This window comes from Zhongshania sp. R06B22 (assembly GCF_040892595.1).
Classification (GTDB): domain Bacteria; phylum Pseudomonadota; class Gammaproteobacteria; order Pseudomonadales; family Spongiibacteraceae; genus Spongiibacter; species Spongiibacter arctica.
This window is the reverse complement of sequence record NZ_JBFRYB010000001.1, coordinates 1,592,357-1,618,941: the sequence shown is the minus strand read 5'-3', so window position 1 is coordinate 1,618,941 and position 26,585 is coordinate 1,592,357. Positions and strand designations below refer to the sequence as shown.

Here is a 26,585-nt window from a genome sequence, read left to right as displayed (position 1 = left end):
AGATGGATCATATTAAAAATTCATGAAAAGCTATTCAGTTTAGCTAGCCCCAGAATTTGATTAAATTTGATGGGAATCACTACGAAAAAATAGTATTCCCACACTAGAAGACAATAAGCACCTCAAAATAGCTAGTTTACCGCTCGCTCTCTGCCTTCCCAATATTTTTTACGCAGCTCGGTTTTAAGCACTTTCCCTGCCGAACTACGTGGCAGATCGTCTATAAATTCAACGACCTTCGGGGCCTTAACACCACCTAGTTCCCGCTTACATAATGCGATTAAAATTTCCTCATCGCATTCATGCCCGGCTTTTAATTGAACAATGGCGTTAACTGCCTCACCCCATTTGTCATCGGGAACACCGATAACAGCGCAATCCTGAACCGCAGAATGAGAATTTAAGATCTGCTCAACTTCATTAGGGAATACATTAAAGCCACCAGTGATGATCATGTCTTTTTTACGGTCGACAATGGTAATAAAACCCTCATCATCCATCACCCCGACATCGCCGGTATGATGCCAGCCAAACTGCCTAACCTCTGCAGTGGCTTCGGGATTTTTATAGTAGCCCGGCGAGACCAAATCCCCTTGGATACAAATTTCGCCTGCATGTCCGCGCTTAAGCTCCTTCCCGTCTTCGTCAAGAATCGCTACACGATTATTGACGCAGGGTCGGCCAATCGACGCAAGCCGACGCTCATTAATATTCCCGTCTTTATCTATATAATCCCAAGGAGCTTTGGCGGTAATTGCCGCCGGCGCTTCTGACTGACCGAAGGCTTCCGTCATAACAGGCCCAAAAACAGCGACAGCTTCCTTTAGTTTTTCTACAGACGTAGGCGCTGCACCCACCAAGAAATGCTGCAGTGAACTGTAGTCGCGATCTTTTACATCTGGCAACGCCAGCATCATGTATACAACCGTCGGCGGTAGAAAGAGATGCGACACACTGTACTTATCAATGGCATCGCAAATTAAATTCGGCGCAGCTTTGCTCATAACTACGTTCGTGCCGCCACGAGCAAAATGTAATCCGCCTATGATCCCAGCCGAATGCGTCATTGGCGCAACAACTAAATGGCAGGTCTCATCGTGATAATTAAAATGTGCGTAGAAGTTCTGATACATGGTGTATATCGAACGATGATTCAACACCACGCCTTTGGATTTCCCTGTAGTACCACCGGTAGGAAATACCGCAAAGGTCGCCTCCAAATCTGCAGGACCCATCTGGTGAGTTTCAGGGTGGCCCTCACTCCAATTTTCAAGTGTGCTGCCTACCGTCGCGTCACCATCAATACACACTGCTTCGCGTATATTTGGTACCGCGTCCATAATTTGTTGCGCTTCTTGGGCGTAATCACTGTGATAAAACAGCAGATCACCGTCAAAGCGGGTAAGAAGATCGACATTCGTAGCAACCGTATTGCGAGGATTTATCGGCAACCAAACCGCCTCAGCGCGAAACAAGCCCAATAGCGTCAAAAATGCGATGGTCGAATTTGGCGCTAATATGCCAATGTGACTGCCCTGCTGATAGCTATTACCTCGAATCGCCGCCGCTATACGATGGGTCACCGCAGAGGCCGCTGCATAGGTAATGCTGGCATCGCCGCAATCAACATCGATAAAGGCAATATTGTTTGGATAGTACTTCGCACCATTGTCAAAGTAGTCGATCATTCTCATGGTTATATCTCTTTCATCAATTTGCTAAAACTAGTACATGTCGACTTGAATTGGCAGGAACTTCTTAATAGCACCCAACATAACCTCGTGACCAACTGCCTGACATGAGGAAACAAAGCCCGTTTTACGCGGCGCTTCGCTTAGCAAATAGGACGCGAGGCCAGCCTGCACAACACCCGTTAACTGGTATGGCGCAGCGGTATGAATTACGCAGGTTTTACGCACCCCAGTACCTATACCATGAACGAAATCAGTCGTACGTTGTACCGTTCTATTTTCGCGAGGCGGCATACCGGGCTGCATACCTTCAGCGATTTCCTTCAGCGCAGCTTCCTGCTTATCAAGCGGCAGTGGCTTGATATTATCTTCGTAATGTTTCTGTAGAGCGATTAACTGTTCGTACATAGTTCGATTGGTGAATGCGGTCAGCTGACGCGCACTGTGTACACGGTAGTCATTTTCCAACCACATCGGAACACTGCCGCCACCCCAGGGATGAGCAAGCTGGGTCATCATCTTACCGGGTACAGCCATTTCAAAACCACGCCCCTTTTCCCATGGCAACATTTTATTATTTTCTAAATACAGGTGTTCTGCTTTGAACATAGCAAAAATTGTTTGCGTTGAACCGTAAGTTGGTACACCCGCTGCCAGGCAGCCCGCTTCGATGGTATCGATACTGCCATCTTCCAAAACCATATTCATCGCAATATCGAGTGGTGTGTACATATATGCAGTGCTGGGCGCCAAAATCTTACCATTGGCTTTGAAGACCTCATGGAATTTGTTACGCATATCAATCATATAAGATTGTTCACCGGTGGTATCCATATAGTGAACACCGGCATTCGCTGCCGCTTCAACAGCTACTTCGCCAAAGTATTCAAATGGACCCACGGTATTACAGAGAACTTCGCAGCCCGTTAATAACTCGGTCAATGCGGCAACACTGTGCTCGACTTCCACTATTTCATAGTCGGCGGTCTCAATACCAGGGACAGTGATTAACGCTTCTTCAATGCGCGCCCGACTACGACCCGCTGCTATGAAGGGGATTTGATATTCGCGCAAAAATTCACAAATCAATTTACCGGTGTAACCGCTAGCGCCATAAACAACGACAGGTTTCTTAGCCATGATCTTTATCCTTTATTAAATATTTGAAGTACTAATCTTATTAAACTGAAATACCTGCTTTATCCTGATACCAACAGCTTAACCACGTCACTCCCTTCAGGCCAAGGATCGTGTTTTCACCGTCCTCGATCATCGCTGCGCGGGCATCGCGCATCAGTTTCTCCATGGGATATTCTTTCGTTAAGCCATTGCCGCCAAACAGCTGCAGCGCATCACTGGCAACCTGAAACGTGGTATCTGTAACAAAGGTTTTAGACGTAACGGATGCCAACAAATGTGGGCCATGCGCTGAATAGTTGTAGCTAAAAACGCGATGAGACAGGGCCCGTGCCGCTTCAACTTTTTGCCACAAAGAAAAAATTCTAGTCTGTACAGATTGGTGGTTTATGATTGCTGTACCACCTTGCTTGCGTTCGTGGACGTATTCTAAGGCGTGCTCGAAGGCGGCTCTCGCAACGCCAGTAAAGGTGGCTGCCATTTCCATATTGGCAAAAGTCAGTGTTGCCATCATCTGACCAATCGCTTTTTCTCCGGTAGCAATAGCAAATTTTTCAGGGATACGAACATTGTCAAAAAAGATTTCGCCTTGGGGTAAAGGACGTTGACCAATTTTATCTAAAGGCTTACCTCTGGAGACACCCGGTTGATCAAGAGGAATCAGAACCCCAACCCAATTTAGCCCCTGTGTACCTTCTTTAAATGTTCCTTCACCGTAATCACAGGGAAGATAGGCCATGGCGGTCTGGGCTAATGGCCCGTATGACACCCACGCAGACGACTGCCCATTAATCACATACTCATTTCCTTCCTTTCGAACCCCAATATTACCCTTGTTCTGTTGGCCGCCAGGATGGACATTGCTCGCATCCATATCTACTACTTCACTGCCTTTATCTGGCTGTGTCGCCAACCAGCAGCCAGGAAGACTACCAAAACGCTCAATAATCTCTGGATCACCGGTAGTGTGCGCTGTAAATGCCGGTATCGCCGATGCAAGGGTCGCTATTGCCAAACCAGAGTCACCCCAGCCTAACTCTTCAAAAATAATCGGGAAAATACGGCTTTTTTCCAGATCGCTCATACTGTCGAGCGCACCTAAATCCAATATACCGCTGGCATACATTTGTGCCATATAGTCGTGTAATGGCGAGCCTTCTGCGATGACTTCCTCGGGCGACATAGCATCCAATTTCTTACCAATCGGTCGCATAACATCACGGGCAAACCTATGCACATTTTCTTGTATTGCCCTTTCTTCTTCAGAGAGATCCGCCTCAAGACCACGCAAGCCCAATACAGGCAATTCTACTTTTTCGAAAGCAAACATTGTTTTTCCTCGGTTTAGATTTCAATTTACCAAGCGAGCGTATACTGACTCGACATTATTTTTTGACCTGCTCTACGATCTATATTTGATGTTCACAAAACCTGTCTTAGATTCGATGACGACTATCTAGACTATAGATTTTGAGAGAAATATCCCCACCAGTGATGGGGGGGGTAGAGGGAATGGTTGGGGAAATTTGAGAATTAAGCGGTAAACGACGTTGGCTATACCGCGCGAGAATAGTAAGCGATCAGTGAAATAGCAGGCTATCTGGCAGTGCGCTATGCGATAAGGCCTAAACGACGCCCCTTTTGGACCGCGTTGACGCGAGAGTTCACTTCCAACTTACCGAAAATATTTTTAATATGCCATTTGACTGTTTCTTGCCCAATACTGAGGGATCGAGCAATAAGCTTGTTCGTTAAGCCTTGACCAAGTAATTCTAGAATCTCTACTTCACGCTCACTGACGTTGAGATCTATTTCCACACTGTCAACTGGCTTTGCTTCATGCGAACTGTCTTTGAGCTTACCATGGCTACTGATCTGACTATTTATTTCAGTCAGCATCTCAACATGGCTGCCAAGGACCGTCGAATTACCGTAAACCTTCAGTAAACTTGGGCTAATGTAACTGGCGTCCACAAATGCCTGGGTCAATTTGGCGGAAGCGGCAAAATCAAAACACTCTTTTAGTACATTAATAGCTTTGTCCTGATCACCATTTATGTCATAAAAGAAAGCCAACCTGACTTTACACAAAAAAGCGAGATACAAAAAACTCTTTTCAATCAACACGTTATGGAAAGAAAAGACCAAATCTATGGCGTCATTAAATTGACCAGTAGCAGCACAACTCTCAGCTTTAATTAATACCAAATAGTACTGAGCGCTGATATTAAGTCGCTTGCCGGCATCTACCTCAATTTTCTCAACTTTGCTATTGATCAACTGACGATCAATAGAAGCGCGGTTCTCAATCGCATAACGTAACTTTTGATGCATACATGCCAGCGCCAATCTCGGCCATCCGCAAAGCCTAGCTATAGATTCGGCCCTATCGAGTACTTCATTAGCCTCCACGTAGCGACCATTAAAATGCAGGGCAGAGGCGACCAAGGGAAAGGAGTGTATTAGGGAATCGACTAGACCAATCTTACTGATCGTATCCAAGCTCGGCAGCACTTCCTCCAACAAAAAACGAAAATCGCCTTGCTGATAGCGTATCTCGCAGAGAAACGCCGTTGGAAAGGATGAATAAATTGAAAACTCTCCCAGCTTCTCCACAGCGACCTTACCTGCCCTAATAAAAGCTCGGTCTGCCTCAGCAATGTCACCCGAGTGAAGTTTTACTAGGCCCTCTAAACAATTGGCGTATGCAATACCGTAGGCGGGAAGTTCATTTTCTGGCACTGCCTTCCAAGATACTTGCACATCTAAAGCTTCTGCAAATCGCCCTTTATAAAGCATACAGTAGCTAAGAATATTACAGCCAGTAATCAATAAAAGTGGCAAGGTTTTGCTCGGCGATTCGATAGTTTTAAGCCAATCTCGACAGTGTGTCATAGCAGCATCTACATCATCCCGAAATCCCGCATCCAAGCCCAAAAGTATCGGCAAGCCATCGCTAAACTCACCCAATTGTCGGCGTAATTTTGCCGAATCTGTCAATGACTCAATAAGGCGGCGTCCGTCCTCAAACCGATGCATTAAAATGTAATTAAAAGCCACCGCAAAACATAGTTTCGGCCGAGATCGGGTATCCTCATCCCCCAATAATTGAGCCCACCCTACTAGCTCCATATACTGGCCATTTAATAGTAGGTCGTAACAACTCTTTTCTAATAGGCTAGCTAATAGCTTACTTTCACCTGCATCTATGGCATGTTTTATTGCATAGCTAGGCATATTATTCTGTTCAAACCACTCTCGCGATTTACGATGCAGGCTAATTAACAAGCCCGGAGATTCCTTAGCTAGGCGCGCTTCGAGATAACTTCGGAAAAATGGATGGAGTTGAAACCACTCTCCGTCACTCGACAAGCGCTCAATAAAAAGATTTTGAGATTGCACCTGCTCTAGAAACTCATGAGGATTAGCGACCCCAGCAATATAACCACAGGCTTCAATACAAAATATATCGGGTACAGCTATAGCCATAAGAAAATTTGCAAATGGCTTAGACATACCCGCTAAAATTTCATCGCTAAGGTATTCTGAAATACCTCGGTCTTTTTGTAATAAATCACCCAGCGCAAAACCAGGCCGTTGTTTAATAGAGATACTGGCTAATTTAAGGGGAAATACCCATCCTTCAGTATCTCGATGCCAACGCTCCACTTCCGCTGGCGACAGCTCCATATCACAACAATCTTTAAAAAAATGCTGTGTATCCGTCAAGTTTAGCTGCAACTGACTAGAACCAATTTCTACATATGTACTATGCTGAACACTTCGATAGAAACTGACGTCTAAGCGCTGTCGCGAACCTATAATCAAATGAAAGTTATAAGGTGCATAGTCGAGTAGGCGTTTCAGGAAATCATGTATCTGCCGGTCCTGAATATGATGGAAGTCATCCAATATAAGATACAAATCATTGTCACTATCTGATAGCTCCTCTATCAAACTTGACAACAAATGGTCTCCCTGATCCTCCAAATACGTGTCTAGTAGTAAGTCACGCCACTCTCGCTTAAGTGCGCTAACCTGCTGTAATGAAGCCAGCACATAGGAAAGGAAACGATAAAACTGATTGTCCTGAGCATCAAAACTCACCCACGCAACAAGATATCCTAAATTGTTTAGATGCCTAAATGAGCGCGAAAGAATGTTAGTCTTACCGTAGCCCGGGGGTGCAACGACACAACACAGACGCGCTTCGCTAACTTGTTTTAACAACAGGCTTTCATTATGCCGAGATACTTGTTTACCACGTTTTTGCGGCGGCAAAGTTTTGGCGGTAATTATTTTGAAATTTTTTCTGGCGGGCATTGCGTTTGGGGTTCCAAGTTTAGCTACACTCAGGTCGTGTAGCACAGTCGAAAATCACTTAGTGACTGTTATGAATAATAGCTAATATTCTTATAATATCTTGCATTTCAGCAGATTGATGAAATGAACATCTAGTTTATCCATAGTATTGCAGCAAGACACAATTAGCCATAAAGGTGAACGACTTGAAAGCAGATATAGGATGAGACGCCCATATCTGTTCTGTATGAAGCAGATGCCAAGGATTATTTGCCCAGCAGGTCAAAATTTAGGCTATCTTAGAATAAACCCCTCACCGCCCTGCTTACATACCTAAACCCGCTTTTTGGCATCAACAAGAAACCAAATAAACAATCCAGAGAAGACGATATCACCCGATGCCAATGCTGCAAATTCAAGACTAGCAGTACCGACAAATGCACTATAATAGACGATTGCTACCACAGCGATTTTACCTATCAAGCCTAATTTCACGAGCTGTAAGTTACCGTAAGGATTTTTTGAAACCCAGAAGTAGGCCAAGCCAAATAAGGCTATCGCAGAGACCGCTATTAATTCAAAAGGGCCACCAGCGGGTATAGGTCTGACGCCGAGTTGCCCCGCAATGCCAAACGGTGCAAAGAGTATCAAGCATGCAATCCCGTTAAAAATTGCGCTTATCTGAAATAATAGTCGTGCTTGTGATTCTGACATTTCTTTTTATCTCACAGTGTAAATAAAGAACCGTGTTCTATAAACGGACCCGGCTTTCTATGTAATTAGCACATTATCACCCTAGGGCCGAATGCCCCCAAAGCGTATCTTTAAGTAGATAAACGCAGTGTTACGTGTTTCATAATCCATCACACCTATCTCTACATTATTATTTTAAGTTTAAGCTACAAAAACAATAGACACACGATATCGACATATAGCGGATTGTAGGCACACCACATAAATATGCCGATGTATCAGTAAACTAAGCGCTTAGAGCTCAGAATAGGCCAAGGGCTATATTACATAAGCAACCAAAGAGCACCTTCGCGCTATCATTTTTTCGCAAGGATATGTATTGCAACGGCAGCTTCTTCAATACCCTGCAGTCCGCCACCATTTTCCTGAATGGCAAGACGTGCACCTGCTACCTGACGCCCCCCTGCCTCACCGCGCAACTGACTAACAAGCTCAAACAACTGACCGATCCCGGTCGCACCGAGTGGGTGCCCCTTTGACTCCAGTCCGCCCGATGTATTAATGGGGATACGTCCACCGAGGGTAAACTCGCCGCGTTCGGCCGCCGGCCCGCCACCACCAAATGCTACAAAGCCGAGATTTTCCGACTGGATAATTTCACCCATCGCAGATGCGTCGTGCACTTCTGCCACATCCATGTCCTCCGGGCCAACACCTGCTTGCTCGTAGGCCTGCTTGGCAGCCAGGTGGCCGACGTTTTTATCATACTCATCAAGACTGCGATTACTGAAGCTCCGCATTACACTGGCGGCGACGCGAATACAGCGGGACCGATCCGCACCAATCCGCTTTAAGCCTTCTTCGGTACAGAGAATCGCGGCGGCCGAGCCATCACTCAGTGGTGCGCACATCGGCAGAGTGATCGGATAGGTGATCGGGGGGGCCGCCAGCACCTCTTCGATGGTAAAGGGTTTGCGAAATTGGGAGTAAGGGTTGTGCACCGAATGCTGGTGATTCTTGGCACAAACGGCTGCGATCTGACGCTGGGTAGTGCCAAAGGTTTTCATATGCTGGCGGCACAGTCCTGCGTAAATCGACATAAAACGACTATAGGGCCGATCTGATTCACTGCCTGGTGGGATTTCCACCCCCTCACCCATACGCGCCAGGCTGGCAAAGTTTTCCTCGGCTCGAGACACATCCCAGCCTGCCTCAAAAATTTGCATGGCTTTGGCCTTGTCCGGAATATTCATTTTCTCAGCGCCTAAAGCCAAAGCCACGTCACAGTTGCCCGCGCGCAAACTCTGTATAGCCAGATGGACCGCCGAGCTACCCGAGGCACAGGCATTTTCGATATTGAATACTGGAATACTTTCAATACCGATCTTACTAAACACTACCTGACCTGGGATAGAGATTTGCCCCTGTAATGGCCCGTTAGTCATACCCGCATAGTATGCAACGCCAATATCCTCAATACGGCAGTTAGCATCTTTAATCGCGCCTTGTAGTGCTTCATTCGCAAGGTCTTCAAGACTGCGTTCCGGATGACGACCAAAGACCGTCATCGCGATGCCCGCAATAAATATATCACTCATGGTTTATTCCTTTAGGTATGATTAAAATCAATCACGGCGAAAGCAAAGCGATCACGCGAGGGTAGTGATTGGGCAATAGCCGCGATAACCAGAATAATGTGCTCGACAAGTGACCAGTGAGGATACGACGTTTGCCACGACGGATACCGTTTAGAATGTCCCTTGCACAACTTTCAGGAGAGGTTCGCAACATGGCGTCGGCCGCACCGGAAAAAACTTGCTCTTCTTGACCTGCGTTACGAGTTCGCCTGCCTGCTTTTTCGATATTGGTTTTGATACCACCAGGGTGAACACAAACCGCGCGAATACCACTTCCCGCTAGCTCCTGCCATAGACATTCGGTCAAACCGCGCACCCCAAATTTCGAGATATTGTAGGCGCCCTGCGCAGGAAAACTGACCAAGCCAAACACGCTACTGATATTGACCAGACAGCCTTCGTCTTGACGGCGCATTAAAGGCAGAAAGGCTTTGCAGCCGTAGATAACACCCCAGAGGTTAATGCCTAACTGCCACTCAATTTCATCAATGTCGAGGTGCTCAATAGTGCCCACCACGGTGGCGCCCGCATTATTAAACACAAAATGCGCCGCGCCAAAGTCCCGCTCAACATCTGCAGCGTGTGCATAAACAGCATCCTTAGACGAGACATCCACCACATAGCTGCGGTGTTCACAGCTAGCGGGCAGAACGGCACAGGTTTCTGCCAGAGCCTCCTCACTGATATCCGACAATGCCAAGCGCGCACCGTCTGCAGCTAATTGCTGCGCCAGTGCGCGACCAATACCTGAACCGGCACCGGTTATCACTGCGACTTTTCCAGAAAATAACGACATAAATACCTCTTATTTTTAGTCTTAAGTAGCTATGAGTTCTAAATACGGCGATCAGCGTCGGACCAATACAACTCCCGCAAATCTTTCTTCAAGACTTTGCCGACGGGGCTGCGCGGCAGCGACTCAACAAAGTCCACGGTTTTCGGTGCTTTAACACTGCCGAGTTTTTCTTTGCACAGTGCGATCAACTCTTCGCTGCTAACCTGACCACCTTCACTCAACTCGACAACAGCTTTGATCGCTTCTCCCCAATCGGCATCAGGCACCCCGATTACCGCACAGTCCTGCACGGCCGTATGACTCCAAAGCACTTGTTCAACATCACTGGGGTAAACGTTAAAACCACCGGTGATGATCATGTCTTTCTTGCGATCAGTAATATGCAGGTAGCCCTCACTATCGATATGGCCGATATCGCCGGTGTGCAGCCAGCCATCAACAATAGTCTCTGCCGTTTTCTCGGGCGCCTTGTAATAGCCCTTCATCAACAGGTCACCGCGCACGCAGATCTCACCACTCTCACCCGCAGGAAGGATGGCATTGTTTTCATCCATGATTTCCACCCGAACCAGCGGGTTAGGCCGACCGACCGACGACAGGCGCTCATCAGTTGCCAGCCGCTGGTCAATAAAGTGCTCGTCGGGCGGAAGAAACGCAATTGACGCCGGCGCTTCAGTCTGACCATAACCACCGGTCATCACCGGACCAAAGACCTCGATGGCTTTTTTCAGTTTTTCCACCGACATCGGCGCGGCGCCGTACATAAAATAACGCAGAGAGGAAAAATCCAGATTCTCAATACCCGGCACATCCAGCAGACGGTAGATCACCGTTGGCGGCAAAAAGAATTCCGTCACCCGTTTTTTAACAATTGCTTCCAGCAGTGGGCCGCCGTCGGGCTTAGCCAACACCACCACAGCACCGCCGCGAGCGGTGCAGGGCAGAGACAGAATACCGGCCGTATGGGTCATAGGTGCGGCCGCTAGGTTTACCGGTTTTTCATCTGCGTGATAACGACAGCTGATCATGAAATGTGCGACAAAAGTCTGGACACTGCGGTGGGTATTCATCACACCTTTTGGCGCCCCGGTGGTACCGCCAGTAGGTGACAGCATCACCACATCGTCCAGGTCTACCTGCACATCGGGACGAGTAACAGGCTGAGACTGACACCAGGCCTGCAAGTAGCTTGTACCCTCAACATTGCCATCAATACAAATCCACAAATTGACCTTGCCGAGTTGATCACGCACCGAATTGATTTCTTCTAAAAACTGCTCCTGGAAGAAAATAATATCGCAGTCGAAGTTATCGAGAATCTGAGCGTTTCCCTCTACAGAGCTCCGGGCATTCACCGGCAGCCAGGTCATATTGGCGCGCCACAAGCCCAAGGTACACGCCCAGGACTCCACATCGTTACCGGCCCATACTGCGCCTTTGGTACCCGCGGAGAAGCCCGTAGCCAACAGCGCGTTGGCGATTTGGCAAGACAAATCGCCAACCTCATTAAAACTCCAGTCGCGATCACCCTGACTGTAAGCAGTACCCGTAGGATTAATCCGCCAGCCTCGATCGAAGAAATCAATAATTGCCATCGTTAAATCCCTCCCTGCTTATAGCGTTTCAACTGTAGCAGTAGCGAGACCACGCTGCTCAAGGAAACCCAGCAAGTAACGATGGCCGAAAGCTTTGCTACCGGAAGCGAAGCCGACACAATTAATGTCATTGTCCAGCAACTTCATTACACCAGCGACCTGAAGTGCGCCTGTTGAAATATAGGGAGTAACACCACGTACCGTTGCTCGAACAGCGGCCAACTGACCGCGCCCTATGGCGAAATCAACCGAGCGCTGAATGGTGGTGCGTTCACGGGGCGGCATCGCTGGTGTCGTAGAGTCCACAAGTTCTTTGATAACAGCGTCCTGTTGCTCAGCAGGAAGATCTTTGTATTCAGCCTCCCATTTTTGACCTAAGGCATGGACCATTTTCATGACCGGGTTGTCGTAAAACCCAACACCCGAAACACAGGCGCGGACCCTTGAATCATTTTCAAAATAGATTGGCAGGGATGTGCCGCCCCATGGCAGTCCAAAGACGGGCTCCATAAAATCTGGTGAGGTGAAATTAAATGACGCATCTGGCGCGTGAGGAACTAGTTCGTTTTCCCATAGGTAGCAAGCTTGGCTGCGATACATTTCAAAAATGGATGCGGTAGAGCCTACGGTAACGCCTGCGCCTACTCCTCTCGGTCCCCGTGCCAAAGTCACGGTTTCGAGCGTATCAATACCATGAGTTTCCAACGCTAGCTCAGCGGCAATTTCTACAAACGTGTACATATATGACAATGACGGTGACACCAACAGGCCGGCCTGACGGTACTTTTCGCCGAACTCATCACGCACATTGCGGATATATTCCTGCTCGCCAGTAGTATCGAGGTGGTGGCAACCCGCTTTCAATGCGGCCTCAACAGCCACAAGCCCGTATTTAATAAATGGGCCGACCGTATTACAAACGACTTTCGCGCCCTTAAATGCATTAACCAAGCTGTCTACATTGTGCTCAGCTTCAATAATTTCGTATTTCGCCGACTCAAGACGAACAACACGCTCAGCCATCATCTCTTTGATCCGCTCGGCATTGCGGCCAACGGCTGTAAAGCCAATGTTCTGGTCTATCAACCAATCCATAATTAACATGCCGGTATAACCGCTAGCGCCGTAAACCACCACTGGAAAATTTGCCATTATTATTACTCCTTATTTTGGTTTTTAAAAAATTAGTTATATGTCCAAACGTATTGATATAAGCGCGGCGTGATTCCCTCTAAGCACATGATTAATAAATAATTTTTGGCATTATCATGTCACTTAGTCTTAAGCCGCTATTATCGGAACTGGACAGCTTATATTCCTCATACAGGCATCATTATTGTTTTCACATTTATGGCATATGCCGCTATATCCTGCATAACTACACCATATGGATTTCACAGGCGAATAACTTGTTTTTGCCCGCCAACTGTTTGTTATACAATGCCAAATCTAGCTCAATAAAAAATGACACTCGCTAGATTAAGGAGACTCTCATGGGATATATGCGCGCGTGGACATTACATGGTCTACCAGAGATGGTAGATAAATTAGGGGGTAATTCACGCGCTCTACTGCAGCAATTCCAGATATCACCGCGACAATTAGAAAATGAAGACGCAACGCTACCCAGCGCCACCTTTATAAAACTACTTGAAGCTTGTGCCGACGAACTAGGCGTTCCTGATTTCGGCCTTCGCCTAGGATACGAGATAGGCCCAGGAACCTTGGGGCCCGTCGCCCTGATCGCAAAACACTGCGAAAATGGCCAGGAAGCCGTAAGTGCTATTATCAAATATCTGCACGTTTTTTTGCCCGCGATAAAACTAGGAATTCAGCCACTTAACAATAATGCCGACAGTCTGATTTACGAGCTCCAAGAAACTAGAGCAGGTCGATCTCGGCAATTTTTGGAATGGGGTATTGGGGTTGGTGCCCGCCACTTACAAATACTGACGGGAAGTCAATCTCGCCCACACTCAATTCACTTCAGCCACAGCCCCCTGCTACCAATAAATCACTATCGCCGCTTTTTTGGCTGTCCTGTTTATTTTGGGCAAGAATTTAATAGTTTAGATATGCGGCTAGACGATTTACGTAAAAAACTTGCAATGAATGATCCGAAGACAAAAGAAGTACTGGCCGATTACATCGAACAGATGACTCCCCGAGGCGACTCCACGCTAGAGGAGCAGGTCCGCGCTTCTATTCGCTCTTTACTCCCCACCGGAAGTTGCAAGCTTAAAATCATCGCGGATAAATACGCCGTTAGTCTTCGTACCATGCAACGTAAACTTGAAGAGGAAGAAATTAAGTTTAATGATTTACTTGATGATGTGAGAAAAGAGCTATTTATTATCTATTTAGAAGAAAATCATATGCAGCTATCGCAGATTGCTGCGTTACTCGGATACAAAGAACAAAGCTCACTAAGCCATGCATGCCGACGTTGGTTTGGAAAATCTCCAAGCTCCTTGTTTGCAGAAATAAGACAAAACCCGAATATTTGGAAAGACCAATAATGGTTAAATAAGCTGATGAGAATCATTAAGAAAATATACAAGCCACAACAAATAGATATATCTAGCTGTTTAGCATAAATCAGCGACGTCGTAATATTTTATAGCCGAGCTCAGCCCCCGCTATTCAAAGCCCACAAGCTCAAACTCCATGAGAATGCAAATCTCAACATTGACATTTGCCTCACTTAATATACTGTATATACATACAGCAATCTCCTGCTGACGTATTTTTAGCGGCAATATGAAAACTCACTCCCTTGACCAATTACTCGATGAGCGCAAGCTCTGGCGAGGCCAGCAACTCCGCCCTAGGGTGGCGGTCGGTGATCGCCTCTGCACTGGGTTTAGAGCCTTAGATGCGGCCCTACACATTGGTGGCTGGCCGCGCAGTGGCTCTACCGAGTTGCTGGGTGATTATGGCATTGGCGAGTTGTGGCTGCTTATGCCCGCCTTGCGTGAGCGCCTTGAAGATCGAGCCATGGCGTGGCTAAACCCGCCGTTTTTACCTTATACCCCAGCCTTGGCTGAACAGGGACTAGCTGTAAATAAGCAGTTACTGGTGAGACCCAAAACCTTGAGCGACCAGCTGTGGGCGGCCGAAGAGCTACTCCGCAGTGGCGCCTATGCCGCTGTATTGAGCTGGTTTAGCGGCGCGGATCTCAATGATCGACAGCTGCGACGTCTGCATATTGCCGCGCTGGAAGGGCAATGCTGGCATATCCATTTTCGCCCCTCCGTCTTTGCACAACAAATATCTCCCGCACCGCTACGGCTACAGTTAGCTGCCGCAAACCAAGCCCTGCAGATTAATGTGATAAAGCAGCAGGGGGGCCATGCCGGACAGCAGCTGCAATTAGCTCGGCCGCCCGCGCTGTTTTTACAGCAGAGCGCCGCCGCCAGCTGGCCGGTATATAACACTACACCGGCTCTGCCACCTCAACGCCAAGCCCTGCGTAAAATTAGTCTCTTAAGCAAAACCGGCAAGGCCGCTATATTCGCCGCCCCACAGCAAGACGATGTCACAAAGCTCTCCACCACTGCCAGCAAAGAGCAGTCGCACTAATGCTGTGGTTGTGCCTGAGGCTACCAGAGCTGCCATTAGACGCCATCAGCGAAAGCCGCTCAGCGGGTATGTTGGCACTAACAAATAACAATACCATCGAGATGGTGAATGGCGCGGCGCAACAAGCGGGGGTCGCGGCGGGCATGTCAGTCACTACCGCCATCAGTTTATGCAGCGCCCTAGAGCTTCGCCCCCGCGACCTGAAGCGCGAGCAACAGCATTTAGACAATATTGCACTCTGGGCATATCGCTTTAGCGGAGACGTCTGTCTTTGCCCGCCCAATGCGGTGTTATTGGAGCTGGGCGCCTCACTGCGCTTATTTAACAATTTGGCGCGGCTATACCGTAAATTTATTAGCGCCTTTCGCCGCCGTGGACTTACCGTAAAGCTGGGTATTGCCCCTACGCCATTGGCGGCTGAGCTACTCAGCCATCAAAACCTAAGCCCGGCAAGTTTAGTAAATGGCGCCGGCCAATTGCATCAAGACGCATTACAAAAGGCCCTGAGCGCGCTGCCCATTAGCTTATTAACACTGCCCCCCAAAACCCTGAGCACCTTACAGGAAATGGGCTTACACACCCTGGGTAATATTCAGGCCCTGCCCCGCGCCGCGCTTGAACGCCGCTTCGGTAAAGACATTGCCAAGCTGCTCGCTAAACTAGAGGGGGAACAGGCAGATATTCGGCCCAAGTTTATTCCCCCAGAAACTTTCACCGCCCAGCGTCATTTTGACGGTGGCCTACATAGCAAACAGCAATTACGCTTTCCGGTCTCGGCGCTACTCAGCGAACTGGAGCACTATCTGCGTTTGCGACAGTGTGTGAACCGCGATCTAGAGTGGCAGTTTCACTATTTAGACGGCAGCAAAGAGCCATGGTCTTTGGCACTAAGCCATCACCACTTTGACCGTCGCAGTTTGATAGAACTGGTTATGCTGCGCTTAGAGCAACTCAGCTTAAAAGGCTCGGTAGAAACACTGAGCCTACACTGCGAGCAATTTATTCATAACGAGCTGCAAAGTGAGCAATTATTCGAGACCGCCAATAACAGTCAGCAACAGCAAAAGACCGCCCAAGTATTAGATAAACTCCGCTTGAGATTAGGCCCCCACCGCTGTCATCAATTCAATTTGCAAGACGCCCACCTCCCAGAGCTGAACTGGGTTCTTCGCGATGCCCATACCGCCAGCCACAGCAAACTAAAAGCGGTGGCAGCGGCGCCATCAGCAGCAAGCGAATATAAACCGCTGCTTAGACCAAACTGGCTTTGCCACCCGCCCAAGGCGATTAGCGAAACCGGCGAGGGTTTATTCTGGCAGGGCGAATTGCATTTATTGCAAGGTCCGGAACGCTTTGATGGCCAGTGGTGGCAGCAGCGCCAAACCCGAGATTACTATATTGCCCGCCATCAAAACGGCGCGCTGTGCTGGATTTTCAAAGACTGCCTGAAGCGCCAGTGGTATTTACACGGCTTTTTTGGGTAGCGCCATGCATAGTAAAAAAGCCGAGACACCAACTGAGCCAAGCTCTTACGCCGAGCTTCACTGCCTGAGTAATTTCAGTTTCTTGCGCGGCGCCTCTCACCCCCAAGAACTCGTTAGCAAGGCCGCCGAGCTTGGCTATCAGGCTATCGCCATTACCGACGAATGTTCGCTATCAGGTATTGTGCGCGCCTATCGCGCCAGTGAAGAGCATGGGATTAAATTAATTTGCGGCGCCGAGTTTATTCTCGACGAGGGAATTCATCTGGTTTTAATTGCTCCGGTGCGGCTTGCCTATACCGAGCTGTGCTCGCTAATTAGTCGCGCCCGCCTGCACAGTAGCAAAGGCAGTTACCAGCTGAACTTAGGGGATTTACGACGTTATAGTCAGCACTGTTTCGCTATTTGGCTCAACCCCGACGACAAGGAACACTACGCGAGTGAGCTAAAGCAGTATTTTAGTGATCGACTCTGGCTGGGCATCAGCTTTCACGGTCAGCAGCAAGCCGAGCCCTATTATTTTAAGCGCTATCAACTCGCCCGCGAGCACGGCATTCGTATGGTGGCCTGTGGCAATGTGCATATGCATTGCCGCCAGCGCAAGCCCTTGCAAGATGTGCTCAGCGCCATTCGCCTTAACACCTCGGTGCAGAAACTTGGCAGCCAAGTACAGGCCAATAGCGAGCGTTATCTTAAAAAGCGGGAACTGCTACAGCGAGACTATCCCGCAGACTTACTCAGCGAGAGTGTCGCTATTGCCGAGCGCTGCACGTTTACGTTAAAAGAGCTGCGTTACCAGTACCCCAATGAAGTGGTGCCCATTAATAAAAACGCCCGTGAATTTCTTCGCGAAATCACCTTGCATGGCGCGCAACGGCGCTGGCCCAAAGGCGTACCCGAGCTGGTTAAAAGCTTGCTGGAAAAAGAACTCGCCTTAATCGCCGAGCTACAATACGAGCATTATTTTTTAACGGTTTACGATATTGTTCAGTTCGCCCGCAACCAAGGTATTCTCTGCCAGGGCAGAGGCTCAGCGGCCAATTCGGCGGTGTGCTACTGCCTGTCTATTACTGAGGTTGACCCGTCGCGGGGACAGTTATTATTTGAGCGTTTTATTTCTAGAGAGCGCGACGAGCCACCCGATATCGACGTCGATTTTGAACACGAGCGCCGCGAAGAAGTTATTCAATATATTTATAAAAAATACGGTCGCCAGCACGCCGCCCTCGCCGCCACCATTATCAGTTATCGGCGTCGCAGCGCGGTTCGCGATGTGGGTAAAGCCCTTGGCCTAGACGATTACTTGCTGCAAAAATTATCGCGCAATATGGCGTGGTGGGATGACAAAAGCACTTTTATTCAACGCTTACAAGAAACCCAGTTCGATACCGACAGCATTCCCATTCAGCAATTTATGGCTTTGCTTAATGAGATTCTGGGCTTTCCCCGTCATTTATCGCAACACGTGGGCGGCTTTGTTATTACCCGCGACCCCCTTGCTAGTTTGGTGCCCATAGAAAATGCCGCCATGCCTGAGCGGACTATTATCCAGTGGGACAAAGAAGACTTAGAAGCACTGGGAATGATGAAAATTGATGTATTAGCCCTAGGTATGCTCAGCTCGCTACGTAAGAGCCTTGGCTATATCAGCGCCGCTGGCAGTACGGTTCATCAGCTCAGTGATATTCCTGCGGAGGACCCCGCCACCTATCAAATGTTATGTATCGCCGACAGTGTGGGGGTATTTCAAATTGAATCCCGCGCCCAAATGACCATGTTGCCACGCCTGCAGCCCCGCACGTTTTATGATCTGGTTATTCAAATTGCCATTGTGCGACCCGGACCGATTCAAGGCGGCATGGTGCATCCGTTTTTACAGCGTCGGCAGGGTTTAGAAAAAGCCGAGTATGAAAATGACGCCATCGCAAGGGTATTAAAACGCACCTTGGGGGTGCCAGTATTTCAAGAACAGGTCATACAGTTGGCAATGGTCGCTGCTGGCTTCAGCGGCGGCGAGGCGGATCAATTGCGACGAGCTATGGCCAGCTGGGGCAAGAACGGCGACTTAATAAAATTCCGCGACAAACTTGTCGGCGGTATGCGCGAGCGCGGCTATAGCGAAGATTTTGCCGAGCGGCTATTTAGTCAAATGAAAGGGTTTGGTGCCTATGGTTTTCCAGAGTCCCACTCCGCCAGTTTTGCCTTACTTGCCTACGCCTCTGCGTGGCTCAAATGTCACTACCCCGCCGCGTTTTACTGTGGTCTATTGAACAGTCAGCCGATGGGATTTTATGCGCCCTCGCAACTGATACAAGACGCCCGTCGTCACGACATTGAGGTGCGCGCCATCTGTATTAATCATAGTGAGTGGGATCACCGTCTTGAAGGCGACCCCAGTGCGCCCGCACTGCGTCTGGGCCTGCGTTTAATTAAGGGCTTTACGCAGCGTATCGCGACGCAACTCTGCCGGGTGCGGCAAGATGCGCTATTCCATAGTATGGACGATTTCTGTACTCGGCTAAGCATCGCCAAACAGTACCGGCAGCAATTGGTACAGGCCGATGCCTTCCACTGTTTTAATATGCACCGCTACCAAAGCCTGTGGGAAATTAGCGCCTGGCAGCCCCCTGCGCCCTTGGGTAATTTGCGAGCGACACAGGACACCATACAACTCACACCCCCTGTCGAAACTGAAGAGGTTCTCAGTGATTATCGCCATACCGGCCTCTCTCTCCGGCGCCATCCTATGGCTTTGTTGCGCAGTCAAAAGGTCTTTAAAAATTGTGCGACGGCGCAAGATTTAAACACTATTAAGGACGGTAAATTTATTCGTATTGGCGGTTTGGTCAGCTGTCGACAACGACCGGGTACCGCCTCTGGGGTGATGTTTATGACCTTAGAAGATGAAACCGGCAACAGTAATATTATTGTCTGGCCAGCAGTGCAAGAACGCTGTCAAAAAGCGGTCTTACAAGGCCGTATTTTAATGGTTAAAGGCTGCCTGCAAAAATCAGCAAGCGGCCATGCCACACCCGTGATTCATGTGGTGGCCTTCAGTATTGAAAACTGCGACCATCTTATGAATATCAAGAATTCATCCCATGATTTCCATTAATGTCTGCGGCGTCATATGCAGCGCAGACCAGGGACATGATTTTTAAAGGTGTTTCTAAAGCTCTGCTGAGCGTTGCATTAAACGATAATAGATACGCACTGAATCCATAAAACTTTCCACCGATACCCGCTCATTAGTGCCGTGCATACCGGCCAATTCTTCGGGCCCCACTTCTAAGCCCAAAAAGCGGTAGCTCGCATCAGCAATCGCTTCAAAATGACGTGCGTCAGTTGCGCCAACCACTAAACGCGGCGCCACCGCGGTATCTGGTCGCACTTGTCGAATGATCTCGCTCAACACTTGGTATCCACCCGAACCCACAGGGGCGACCTTGGAAGGGTTATTAGCAAAGTCACTATACGGCGATACCACAACCTCGGGGTCATCAATAACCCGATTCACATAGGCGATAACCGACTCAACCGTATCCCCCGGTAAAATCCTGAAATTAACCACGGCGTTAGCGCTCAGCGGTAAGACATTGTCTTTTACACTTGCGCTCATCATGGTCGCCGCCGTCGTTGTGCGGATACCCGCATTGGCTCCCGGAATATCCGACATCATACTTTCCGCCAATGGCCCCAATAGCCAAAGGTTGGCAAACACCAGGCGCTGGATAAACGGCGCCTTTGAACCTAAAGCCTCCAAGGTGTCGCGCGTAAAACTAAGATCAGCGGGAAAGGGATTATTCTCCAAGCGGGTGATTGCCCTAGCAACAAGGCCCAAGGCGGTATGACTGGGGGGCATAGAGGCGTGGCCACCGTCGCCCTTCGCGCTTATATTTAAACTCACATAGCCCTTTTCTGCAGGGCCGATTAATGCGACACGGCCCTTAATACCGGGGATTAAGTCTTTGGTGACAAAGCCCCCCTCGTCCAATAAAAAGCCCAGCCGCACATTTCTTAGAGCCAGTGCCTTGGCGATGGCTTTGGCACCTTCGCCGCCGATTTCTTCGTCATGTCCAAAGGCGAAATAGATGGTTCGCTCAGGCACAAAACCTTCAGAGAGTAAGCGTTCAGCAGACTCCAAAATACTAATTAAACTTCCCTTATCATCAAGGGCGCCGCGCCCCCAAATAAAACCCTCACTCACCACCCCGGCAAAGGGGGGGTAACGCCAAGATGACTCACTACCTGGAATCACCGGCACAACGTCTTGGTGCGCTAAAAACATCACCGGCGATTGGCTGCCAGATCCGTCCCAGCGCAATAACAGCGAGTGCTCTGCCAGTATTTCTACCTCTAGCTCATTGAACACCCGCGGATAACGCAGGGCTAAATATTGCCTAAAATCAGCAAAGGCCTTTGCATTAACTGGCCGGCCGTCACCCTCGGAGATGGTCGGTATCTGTATAGCTGCGATCAGACTTTCAAGCGGCCTGCCCTCTTCCCAGGCTATGGGCTCGATACCCTGCACCTCGACCGCATCTACCCCAAACATTAGGCCGCGAATCAAGACAAATGCAATTAAAGCAAGGAAGGCGATAGCTAATAACTTTTTCATCCATCAATCTCTTATTGAAAACGGTAGCTCACTTCAACACCAAACTGCCTTGGCGAGCCAGGCACTCGGTTAGCCACTCCTATCACGCTGGTGACGGCAATACCGCCAACAAAGTAGGAGCTATCTTTAAGATTATTAATGTAAGCAGCAACACTAAGTTGATCGCTCACATCCCATAACATGCGCGCATTATAAATTTCATATTGACCGATATTGGAACTCTCGTACTCGCCGCTGAGGTAATCGGTACCGATGAAAATCTCATCGGAATAATAATACTGGAGACTAGGCACAACGCGGCCTATGGGACTTTCCCAATCGTATTGAACCACCATGCCCCTGACATTCTGGGGCACTTGTGGAAAGGCTTCGCCGCTTCTATCAACAATGGCGAAGCCATCGGCGGTGTTGGTGCCCAAGTCGTACTCAATAAAATCACCGTCGGTATAAGCGGCATTGGCGTTAATCGTCCAGTTACCCAGCAAGGCCGTTAACTCAAGTTCAAAACCATCGACCACCGCTTCACCGGCATTACCGGTAAACTGAACCACTTCGGTATTGGTATTGCCGCGCTCATAAAGGGCGACTTGTAAGTCAGTGTAATCAAGCTGATACACCGCCACATTAAATCGCAAGCGCTGATCAAGGGCGTCTATTTTGACACCCAGCTCGGTGTTGCGGACTTGCTCGGGATCAAACTGCTGAAGCTCTGAGCCGGTTTGAGTAGAGCGCACATCAAGGCCGCCCGATTTAAAGCCATCACTCACTGTAAAGTAGGCAATCACGCTATCAAAATTAAGCGCATTCGCCAGTGATTCAGGTGCAATGAAATTGGCCGTGAACAGCGGCGTGAATTCTGAAAAGGTGGTGCCGCCGGTAATTGAGGGCAAGAACACCAGCGGAACCTCGGGCGCCTGATAAGCGAAATACTGGTCCCTACTAACTGGACTATAAATACCATCCATGGCATGTACCACCGGTAACAGGATGGCCGGATTAGTGCCGATTTGAGCATTTAGGCGATTCGCATATTCCTCATAATCTGGCACCACCATGGTGTGAATAGCATGCCGTTCTTCTTCGGTGTATCGCAGACCCAAAGTCAACTGCAACCAGTCATACACATCCCATGAGGCCTGTGCAAAGATAGCGCGGGTTTCATTTTCGTAGTCTGCCAAGGACGCAGTATTGGCCTGCACCGGCAGTAAAAATGCGGGCGGAACCGCCACCGGCAGTGCAACTGCAGCATCAGGAGGTATCCCCACCAAACCGTTATCACCGACGTCCGTGCCGTCCAAGGTATTGTTCAATTCTTCGCGAGCATAAAATATCCCGAAGGTAAGCTTAAGCGTGTCGTCTAATAAGCTACCGTTAAATTTCAACTCTTGGGTGAACTGATTTCGGTCTGCGCTTGGTGCAGTCAAACCACCACCCATAAAAACGGCATTACCGGCATTAGAACCCACCGACACGCTCTCAACTGCGGAGCCGTCAGAGTCACCACTTATGCGGATATTATCTTGCAGAGCAAAACTGCTCACACTCTCCATCTCCAAGCCGAACACCGGCATCCGCAGCGTGAGCGCGTACATCTGGTTATCTATCGCATAAACCGCATCTTCATCGTTTTGACTGACTTTAAAGCTATCGGCCAGCGCCGCACTGGCATCACAGGCGGCCTTTAGATTCTCTCCGCCACTGCCTCTGTAAACACCTTGGGTTAATATTGCTCCGCTATTTTGGAAGCCACAACTATAGGGCGTACCGCGCTCATCAATGCGGCTCATAAAACTAAAAAAGTCTAATTCAAGGGTATCCGTGGGATACCAAATAGTACGCTGTGACACAGCCAATCTATCTTCGTCAAATAAATTGTGACTGGAGTTAACGTTATCGATATAGCCGTCGCTACGTTTAGAGTTCAAGGCGATGCGGCTACTAATGCTGTCATTAGTCCACGGTATATTTGCCGTTAATTTGCCATCTTTACGGCCGTAACTTCCAGCGGTTACACGCACCTCAACTTCGGTTGCATCGGAACTCGGCCGTTTAGAGTCAACCAATAAGGCGCCACCGATATTATTCTTTCCGAATAAGGTGCCCTGCGGCCCCCGCAACACTTGGATATTCGCAACATCAACGGCGTCTAATAATTGCGCATCAGAGCGCGGTATATACACCCCGTTTAAATACACGCCAACACCAGGATCTAAAACAGGATTACCCGAACGCTGGCCAATACCGCGAATAAAAATGGCGGGTGCTTTATAGTTGGTTTGAGAAAACTGCAAACTTGGACTGAGGGTTTCAACGTCTGCAATAGAACTCACCCCCATTGCATCGAGATAGTCCGAACTTAAAGCTGTAATCGCCAGAGGTGTCTCCTGCAAGCCCTCTTCTCGACGGCGGGCAGTAACCACAACCTCCTCCAATACCGCCCTAGTCTTGCTATTCGACTCCTCTGCCACAACAAACGGCACAGACAAAAATGCTGACAAGGCAGACACACAGCAATAGAAGCGACGAGTATTCAAGATCATAAGTTTTCCCTATAACACGCTATTTATTTTTATACCCGCCATCCTATCGCGTTACAGGGCATTAACTAAAGATGTTTAGAATTCAGCGTGTCGATTCACCCGTAACTTCGCCGCCTGTTCACCCAAGATAAAGCCGAATGGTCAGGTGGATATTTCGTGAAAATCCTTTGCCGACTCTTCGTCAACGGTGAGAAGGGGGCTGGCTTCTTAATTGAAATTGGTTATGAGTTTGATAGCCAATAGGAAGGTCACCCAATGGCAATCATTATCGCTCGGTGTACAAAGTAGCCCCCGACCAGCAATAGCAAACCCGATATATAACTTTGCCAAAAGCCAAAGTGAAGCCGATCAGCCAGTAAAAACGGCAGGAAGAATAAATATGAAATCGGCACGCCAAAAAGAATACTTTTGGCAAAGGTAATGCTGGCCTGTGGATCTTTGTGTTCTACGTACGAAAAAAATAAAGCCAAAATAGAAACCAGTGGTAGCGCGACAATAAAGCCCGCCAACACCGGTTTCTTATCAGATAGCCACGACGCATAGCCGATAACCGACGCTGCGAGAAGTATCTTTGCGGCAAATATATAAGCCGTCATAGCTCCACCTTTAGTTTACGCCTTCAAACTTACCGCTGGTATTCGCATCATACACTTGGCCTTCAGCCGACATCAGGATATAAAGCGTGCGCTCATCGCTGGGATTTACAACCTTAAAAATATAGTAGCCATCGCCACTCTGAAAAATTGTCGCGGCCTCATTACCGATATTTGCCCAGCTCGCAGGCACTTTGCCAAAGCCAAGCTGCGGATCGATATTGGCAAAACCCTGAACAGTTTGAGTTGCTATGGCTAACGCTTTTTTTTCGGTAACTGGCGCATGACCACTGCCATGCGCCAGTAGATTTGAGCTTACAAACAAGCTTGCGAGTAAACACAGAGTAATTCGATATTTCATGTTTTCACCTTTATTTAGTGGCTGTGGTAGGCGCCATCGCCATGTTCATGTGGGCCTTCTTCCTGCGGTGAAGGCTGAGGAGTGATTATGCGCCTAGGATAGCGATCGAGAATATTTGATTTCGCTTCGGCTGCCATATCTTCATGAATATGCGAGTGGTCATCAGTATTAATTGGAAAATTTTCGGCAAGTACGGTGTGCTGATAACTATGCAATTGATGCAGGAAAAGCAAGCCACCAAGGATGACCAGCAATGTATTGGCCATAACGCTAAAGCGTTTGAATGAGGCCGTCTTGCGCCACCCTACTAACAGTGCCAGCATTACGGTGAGTGCCGCGATTTGACCGACTTCGACACCGACGTTGAAAGCGAGTATTTTCATAACGATACTGCCGTCCCCCATGGGCAGTTGCTGCAGCCGAGTAGACAGGCCAAAACCGTGAATCAAGCCAAAGCCAAACACCATCCACATTAGATTCGGCGACACTACACCAAGATAACGTTTGAAGCCGTCCAGATTCTCGAAGCCCTTGTAACAAACGGTGAGTGCTATCACAGCATCAATCAAAAAGTAATTTGCCTGTACTGAGTAAAGCGTGGCAAAAACTAGCGTTATCGAGTGACCCACAGTGAAAGCCGTGATGAATTTAATAATATCGGCAAAGCGGCTGAGAAAGAAGATAACCCCAAATAAGAAGAGCAGATGGTCATAGCCGGTAAGCATATGACCTGCACCCAACAATATGTAATCTGGCAGACCAGCCTCAATTGCGCGCTGTTTATCTGCCTCAGACATACCGTGGGCGAGCACATTCACGCTAGTGAACATCATCGTCGCTAATGCAGCAATGAAGGCGTAAAACCGCACTGTAAACATTGTTTTTTTCACATTATGCTCCTTTATCGGTGCGGTGCAGCATTCGGTACAAGGACGGCAGCACAAATAAGGTAAGCAGTGTCGACGACAGAATACCGCCAATCACGCCCCTAGAAGAATCCCGCGCCCTGGCCGCCAATTGCTATGGCAACTTGATCTTGCAGGGTATTAAGCTCAACGCCGTATTGACCCAAGGCAAACTCTTTAGGTTTGAGCTGACAAACGCTATTTCACTGTTTAGTGATGATCTTTGACGAGCTTTAAAGCGACTTTTCTGGCGTAGCAATATCCCCACCAGACTCCTTCCATGCGCTGTAGCCGCCGGCAATATGAGCGACATTTTTCAGCCCCATATCCTGCAATGCTGCGCTTGCAAGTGCAGAGCGTGAAGCGGATCGACAGAAAAACACAAACTGCTTAGCTTCACCGAACACCGGTTTGAAATACGGACTGTCAGGGTCAACCCAAAATTCGAGCATACCCCTAGGTGCATGGAAGGCGCCGGGAATCGTGCCTTCTTGCTGGAGTTCCCGAACATCGCGGATATCTACAAATTGAACATCAGGCTTACCTAATAGAAGCTTAGCTTCTTCAAGCGATAAGGTTTTGATTTTTGCAGATGCTTCTTGAACGAGCTGCTTTGAAGATATATTTAACGTCATTTATTTTAATCCTCGAGTT

General features: G+C 48.6%; 19 protein-coding genes. 4 read left to right on the top strand and 15 right to left on the bottom strand.

What is annotated here, in order from left to right:
• Window positions 1-131 precede the first annotated feature (131 nt).
• The 9 genes from AB4875_RS07295 to AB4875_RS07255 form a co-directional block, all read right to left on the bottom strand.
• On the bottom strand, window positions 132-1,694 hold the full coding sequence (locus AB4875_RS07295) for a class I adenylate-forming enzyme family protein (protein WP_368375395.1): 1,563 nt from the start codon (window positions 1,692-1,694) through the stop codon (window positions 132-134).
• A 30-nt stretch (window positions 1,695-1,724) separates the two neighbouring features.
• Complete coding sequence (locus AB4875_RS07290; RefSeq protein WP_368375394.1) at window positions 1,725-2,831, bottom strand: DUF5938 domain-containing protein; 1,107 nt, start codon at window positions 2,829-2,831, stop codon at window positions 1,725-1,727.
• A 40-nt stretch (window positions 2,832-2,871) separates the two neighbouring features.
• Entirely contained in the window at window positions 2,872-4,158 is a 1,287-nt protein-coding gene (locus AB4875_RS07285) for an acyl-CoA dehydrogenase family protein (RefSeq protein WP_368375393.1), read from the bottom strand.
• A 281-nt stretch (window positions 4,159-4,439) separates the two neighbouring features.
• Window positions 4,440-7,151: a helix-turn-helix transcriptional regulator gene (locus tag AB4875_RS07280; protein WP_368375392.1), complete on the bottom strand. Its 2,712-nt coding sequence runs from the start codon at window positions 7,149-7,151 to the stop codon at window positions 4,440-4,442.
• Between the two features lie 312 nt (window positions 7,152-7,463).
• Window positions 7,464-7,844 carry a hypothetical protein gene (locus AB4875_RS07275; protein ID WP_368375391.1) on the bottom strand — a complete coding sequence of 127 codons (381 nt, stop codon included), beginning with the start codon at window positions 7,842-7,844 and terminating at the stop codon, window positions 7,464-7,466.
• A gap of 335 nt (window positions 7,845-8,179) precedes the next feature.
• Complete coding sequence (locus AB4875_RS07270) at window positions 8,180-9,421, bottom strand: thiolase family protein (RefSeq protein ID WP_368375390.1); 1,242 nt, start codon at window positions 9,419-9,421, stop codon at window positions 8,180-8,182.
• Window positions 9,422-9,452: 31 nt separating this feature from the next.
• A complete protein-coding gene (locus AB4875_RS07265) occupies window positions 9,453-10,256 on the bottom strand; it encodes an SDR family NAD(P)-dependent oxidoreductase (RefSeq protein ID WP_368375389.1) in 804 nt (267 codons plus the stop codon).
• 38 nt (window positions 10,257-10,294) lie between these two features.
• Complete coding sequence (locus tag AB4875_RS07260) at window positions 10,295-11,851, bottom strand: class I adenylate-forming enzyme family protein (RefSeq protein ID WP_368375388.1); 1,557 nt, start codon at window positions 11,849-11,851, stop codon at window positions 10,295-10,297.
• 18 nt (window positions 11,852-11,869) lie between these two features.
• Entirely contained in the window at window positions 11,870-13,003 is a 1,134-nt protein-coding gene (locus AB4875_RS07255) for a saccharopine dehydrogenase family protein (RefSeq protein WP_368375387.1), read from the bottom strand.
• 341 nt (window positions 13,004-13,344) lie between these two features.
• On the opposite strand from AB4875_RS07255, the gene AB4875_RS07250 reads away from it, so the two are divergent.
• The 4 genes from AB4875_RS07250 (at window position 13,345) to AB4875_RS07235 (ending at window position 20,029) form a co-directional block, all read left to right on the top strand.
• Complete coding sequence (locus tag AB4875_RS07250) at window positions 13,345-14,370, top strand: AraC family transcriptional regulator (RefSeq protein WP_368375386.1); 1,026 nt, start codon at window positions 13,345-13,347, stop codon at window positions 14,368-14,370.
• Between the two features lie 241 nt (window positions 14,371-14,611).
• Window positions 14,612-15,433: a translesion DNA synthesis-associated protein ImuA gene (imuA, locus tag AB4875_RS07245; RefSeq protein ID WP_368375385.1), complete on the top strand. Its 822-nt coding sequence runs from the start codon at window positions 14,612-14,614 to the stop codon at window positions 15,431-15,433.
• Window positions 15,433-16,917, top strand: coding sequence for a Y-family DNA polymerase (locus AB4875_RS07240; RefSeq protein WP_368375384.1), 1,485 nt, complete (start codon window positions 15,433-15,435; stop codon window positions 16,915-16,917). The genes imuA and AB4875_RS07240 overlap by 1 nt, the downstream gene beginning before the upstream one ends.
• Window positions 16,918-16,921: 4 nt before the next feature.
• On the top strand, window positions 16,922-20,029 hold the full coding sequence (locus AB4875_RS07235) for an error-prone DNA polymerase (RefSeq protein WP_368375383.1): 3,108 nt from the start codon (window positions 16,922-16,924) through the stop codon (window positions 20,027-20,029).
• Between the two features lie 54 nt (window positions 20,030-20,083).
• On the opposite strand, the gene AB4875_RS07230 is transcribed toward AB4875_RS07235, so the two are convergent.
• The 6 genes from AB4875_RS07230 to AB4875_RS07205 all read right to left on the bottom strand — a co-directional run bounded on the left by AB4875_RS07230 (window position 20,084) and on the right by AB4875_RS07205 (window position 26,566).
• Window positions 20,084-21,532, bottom strand: coding sequence for a M20 family peptidase (locus AB4875_RS07230; protein ID WP_368375382.1), 1,449 nt, complete (start codon window positions 21,530-21,532; stop codon window positions 20,084-20,086).
• An 11-nt stretch (window positions 21,533-21,543) separates the two neighbouring features.
• Window positions 21,544-24,072: a TonB-dependent receptor gene (locus tag AB4875_RS07225; RefSeq protein ID WP_368375381.1), complete on the bottom strand. Its 2,529-nt coding sequence runs from the start codon at window positions 24,070-24,072 to the stop codon at window positions 21,544-21,546.
• A gap of 248 nt (window positions 24,073-24,320) precedes the next feature.
• Window positions 24,321-24,668 carry a hypothetical protein gene (locus AB4875_RS07220; RefSeq protein WP_368375380.1) on the bottom strand — a complete coding sequence of 116 codons (348 nt, stop codon included), beginning with the start codon at window positions 24,666-24,668 and terminating at the stop codon, window positions 24,321-24,323.
• Window positions 24,669-24,678: 10 nt separating this feature from the next.
• Window positions 24,679-25,026, bottom strand: a complete 348-nt coding sequence (locus AB4875_RS07215; RefSeq protein WP_368375379.1) for a DUF6488 family protein — start codon at window positions 25,024-25,026, stop codon at window positions 24,679-24,681.
• A 14-nt stretch (window positions 25,027-25,040) separates the two neighbouring features.
• On the bottom strand, window positions 25,041-25,916 hold the full coding sequence (locus AB4875_RS07210) for a HupE/UreJ family protein (protein ID WP_368375378.1): 876 nt from the start codon (window positions 25,914-25,916) through the stop codon (window positions 25,041-25,043).
• A 248-nt stretch (window positions 25,917-26,164) separates the two neighbouring features.
• Complete coding sequence (locus AB4875_RS07205) at window positions 26,165-26,566, bottom strand: rhodanese-like domain-containing protein (RefSeq protein ID WP_368375377.1); 402 nt, start codon at window positions 26,564-26,566, stop codon at window positions 26,165-26,167.
• Window positions 26,567-26,585: the final 19 nt, after the last annotated feature.

What these genes read in the sequence shown, in the direction of transcription:
- AB4875_RS07295 (WP_368375395.1), bottom strand. Translation starts at nt 1,694, where the DNA reads ATGAGAATGATCGACTACTTTGACAATGGTGCGAAGTACTATCCAAAC.
- AB4875_RS07290 (WP_368375394.1), bottom strand. Translation starts at nt 2,831, where the DNA reads ATGGCTAAGAAACCTGTCGTTGTTTATGGCGCTAGCGGTTACACCGGT.
- AB4875_RS07285 (WP_368375393.1), bottom strand. Translation starts at nt 4,158, where the DNA reads ATGTTTGCTTTCGAAAAAGTAGAATTGCCTGTATTGGGCTTGCGTGGT.
- AB4875_RS07280 (WP_368375392.1), bottom strand. Translation starts at nt 7,151, where the DNA reads ATGCCCGCCAGAAAAAATTTCAAAATAATTACCGCCAAAACTTTGCCG.
- AB4875_RS07275 (WP_368375391.1), bottom strand. Translation starts at nt 7,844, where the DNA reads ATGTCAGAATCACAAGCACGACTATTATTTCAGATAAGCGCAATTTTT.
- AB4875_RS07270 (WP_368375390.1), bottom strand. Translation starts at nt 9,421, where the DNA reads ATGAGTGATATATTTATTGCGGGCATCGCGATGACGGTCTTTGGTCGT.
- AB4875_RS07265 (WP_368375389.1), bottom strand. Translation starts at nt 10,256, where the DNA reads ATGTCGTTATTTTCTGGAAAAGTCGCAGTGATAACCGGTGCCGGTTCA.
- AB4875_RS07260 (WP_368375388.1), bottom strand. Translation starts at nt 11,851, where the DNA reads ATGGCAATTATTGATTTCTTCGATCGAGGCTGGCGGATTAATCCTACG.
- AB4875_RS07255 (WP_368375387.1), bottom strand. Translation starts at nt 13,003, where the DNA reads ATGGCAAATTTTCCAGTGGTGGTTTACGGCGCTAGCGGTTATACCGGC.
- AB4875_RS07250 (WP_368375386.1), top strand. Translation starts at nt 13,345, where the DNA reads ATGGGATATATGCGCGCGTGGACATTACATGGTCTACCAGAGATGGTA.
- imuA (WP_368375385.1), top strand. Translation starts at nt 14,612, where the DNA reads ATGAAAACTCACTCCCTTGACCAATTACTCGATGAGCGCAAGCTCTGG.
- AB4875_RS07240 (WP_368375384.1), top strand. Translation starts at nt 15,433, where the DNA reads ATGCTGTGGTTGTGCCTGAGGCTACCAGAGCTGCCATTAGACGCCATC.
- AB4875_RS07235 (WP_368375383.1), top strand. Translation starts at nt 16,922, where the DNA reads ATGCATAGTAAAAAAGCCGAGACACCAACTGAGCCAAGCTCTTACGCC.
- AB4875_RS07230 (WP_368375382.1), bottom strand. Translation starts at nt 21,532, where the DNA reads ATGAAAAAGTTATTAGCTATCGCCTTCCTTGCTTTAATTGCATTTGTC.
- AB4875_RS07225 (WP_368375381.1), bottom strand. Translation starts at nt 24,072, where the DNA reads ATGATCTTGAATACTCGTCGCTTCTATTGCTGTGTGTCTGCCTTGTCA.
- AB4875_RS07220 (WP_368375380.1), bottom strand. Translation starts at nt 24,668, where the DNA reads ATGACGGCTTATATATTTGCCGCAAAGATACTTCTCGCAGCGTCGGTT.
- AB4875_RS07215 (WP_368375379.1), bottom strand. Translation starts at nt 25,026, where the DNA reads ATGAAATATCGAATTACTCTGTGTTTACTCGCAAGCTTGTTTGTAAGC.
- AB4875_RS07205 (WP_368375377.1), bottom strand. Translation starts at nt 26,566, where the DNA reads ATGACGTTAAATATATCTTCAAAGCAGCTCGTTCAAGAAGCATCTGCA.